This window comes from Bacteroidota bacterium (assembly GCA_038746285.1).
In the GTDB taxonomy this organism is placed as follows: Bacteria; Bacteroidota; Rhodothermia; order Rhodothermales; family JANQRZ01; genus JANQRZ01.
The window spans coordinates 1-1952 of sequence record JBCDKT010000121.1; the positions used below are offsets into that span (position 1 = coordinate 1).

At 67.6% G+C, this 1952-nt stretch carries 2 protein-coding genes; one reads left to right on the forward strand and one right to left on the reverse strand.

All coding sequences use genetic code 11. The features are described from left to right. On the reverse strand, positions 1 to 423 hold a 423-nt coding region (locus AAGI91_17755; protein MEM1044459.1), incomplete at its 3' end, for a hypothetical protein. Between the two features lie 318 nt (positions 424 to 741). Between AAGI91_17755 and AAGI91_17760 the strand changes: the two genes are divergently transcribed. Next, positions 742 to 1665, forward strand: coding sequence for a hypothetical protein (locus tag AAGI91_17760; GenBank protein MEM1044460.1), 924 nt, complete (start codon positions 742 to 744; stop codon positions 1663 to 1665). Positions 1666 to 1952: the final 287 nt, after the last annotated feature.

Consider the following 1952-nt stretch of genomic DNA (forward strand, 5'->3'; position numbering starts at 1 on the left):
GAGGCTATCTGCCAGGATGCGGAGCAGGCGTGGCGAGATGTAGCGCCCCCCGCTGGCGACGGTCTGGAGCGCCGCGGGAAGCTCCTCGGGCGCGCGGCGGCGACGAAGCACGCCAGCCGCGCCGAGCGTGAGTGCCTCCATTCCGACCGTCCGGAGCGCCCGCGAGGTCACGACGAGGCAGGGGATATCGGGGAACGAGTCCGTCAGGCGACGTAGCGCCTCGGCCGGATCGGGAAGCGCCAGCAGGACTACGTCGGCAGGGTGGCGTCGGAGGGCATCGTGCGCGGCGTCGAGAGAGTCGGCCTGCCGGGGGCAGAAGGCGTCTCCGACGAGCGAGGCGAGTCCTGCGCGAAGGACAGGGCGTCGTGCTGCAATGAGGACCGTGGAAAGAGAAGAGACAGAAACTGCATCCAGGACTGGCACGAATGAGAATAGGATAGAGATGGTTTGCCAGGTAGTCCGTTTTAGTCAGCACGCCAGCGGGGTGGTCGTAGCAAGCGGAGCCTTCGACAGCGGACGAGGCTGCATCCGTACGGCGCGGGCCCCGCTGTCGGCCAGGGCCTCCCCGACGGGTTGGCACGGCGTTGATGCGGTCGCATGTCCGCAGGCGAGATGGCCGCCGCCCGCTGGCGCTGGAGAAAGACAGACGTAGTGCAGGCTGACTAGGATGGCGCTGACAGACAGCGATACCCTGGGGGATGTGCATGCGGCACGTGTACAGGTATCCCGACCATCCTCAACATGACTCGTTTTCTCCTCGCCCCGCTGGCGCTCCTGCTGGCGATCCCCACACTCCAGGCTCAAGACGATCTCCGCCGGGTCGTCCTCATCAACGGCGACGTGTATGTCGGCGTCGTGGAGGACGAAACGTCCGATCCGGTCACGATCCGCACCACCGACGGCATCGAGCGGCGGTTCGCGCAGGCCGAGATCGACTTCATCGCGCCGCTGATCCGCGGCCGCTTCTTCCGGACCGATCCGGTCAAGACCCGCCTCTTCTTGGCGCCGACCGCCAGGACGCTCGGCGGCGGAGAGTTCCGCGGCGACCTGACCTACATCTTCCCCTCGGTCACGGCCGGGCTCAGCGACCGTGTTGACCTCGTGGCGTCTGGCCTGCTCGGCGGCGGCTCGGGCGGAGGTAGCAGCGTGTTCTTCTCGCCACTCGTCGGACTGAAAGGGCAGGTTTACGCGACGGAGTCCGCGCAAGTGGCTCTCGGCCTGAGCGCCCAGGTGGCGCTGGGCGGCGGAGACAGCGGGTTCAGCGCGCTCCCATACGGCGTCGTCACGCTCGGCGACGAGACCCGGGCGGTGTCGTTCGGGCTCGGCGGTGCAATCGGTGGGTTCTCCAGCGAGGTCGAAGTGGCGGAGGCGATCGTCTACGGACTCGGAGTCGAGACCCAGATCAACAACGGCGTCAAGCTGTTTGTCGAGGCCCTCGGCACGATCGGGATCGGCAGCGAGACGGAAGAGTGCTTCCAGGACACGTTCGGCGGCCGGACATGCTTCACAACCGACGAGCCACTCGGCAACGGCCTCCTCGTTTTGCCTGGCGTGCGGTTCTTCGGTGACCGGTTCGCGTTCGACGTGATCGGCTTCATCGCGACGGACTTCGACACGCTCGTCGGATTCGCGCCCGTTGGCGCCCGCGCCTCGTACAGCTTCTAATGCAATCCGGTCAGCCGCCAGCGGAGGCGTTCTGTCACACAAGACGCTGAGCGATCGCCAGCGGAGGCGCACGAGGCGGCGCGGGCGTCCGTTGTCCCTTGCCGTGTCTCCCGGGCGTCCCTACCCTGACGTCGTGGCCCTGATCCCGTCCCTGCTTCCCCGATGCGCCCGCCTGCTGGCGGCGCTCGTCGCCTGCGCGTGCCTGCTGGCGCCAGCGGCGTCGGCACAGTACTTCGGGTACGGCAAGAACCGCGTCCAGTACGAGGCCCACGACTGGTACACGCTCC

Bases quoted from the DNA above. Each gene is read 5' to 3' on its own strand.
- AAGI91_17760 (MEM1044460.1), top strand. From the start codon at position 742: ATGACTCGTTTTCTCCTCGCCCCGCTGGCGCTCCTGCTGGCGATCCCC.